1 protein-coding gene is annotated in these 365 nt (G+C 36.4%); it reads right to left on the bottom strand.

The features are described 5' to 3' along the window. The coding region (locus tag ACT3QP_RS15115; protein ID WP_444526072.1) for a hypothetical protein at positions 1-365 on the bottom strand (365 nt) is incomplete at both ends.

Below are 365 nucleotides of genomic sequence, written 5' to 3'. Positions count from 1 at the left end.
ATCGGATGACGAATCACAAAAGCTTCTTTGGCAGTTGGAGGCTCAATACCTTTGTCCTTCAAACGTTGCACTGCCAAAGTTCGGAGCAAGTCATCGTTTTCAGTAAAGACTGATTTATCAGCTGTATTCACAAAAAGAGCTTCAATCTCTTCAAACTCATCTATAAATTCTTTTTTGTCATAGCCTTTTGACAGCATATATCGTTCGTTTTCTTCTAGCATGTGCTTGGTTTTTTGTGATGCTAGTTTTTTTCGTTCTAGTGCACGCTCAGATCTTATGGTCGCAATCATAGCTGTTAATTGTAAATCATAAGCGATCAGCTGCTTTTGATATTTTTTGGTATTACGACTAATATGCATATATTT

The sequence above is a fragment of the Psychrobacter sp. AOP7-B1-24 genome (assembly GCF_052376215.1).
Lineage (GTDB): Bacteria > Pseudomonadota > Gammaproteobacteria > Pseudomonadales > Moraxellaceae > Psychrobacter.
Note: the sequence above shows the minus strand (reverse complement) of the source record. Positions and strands in the feature narration are given on the sequence as shown.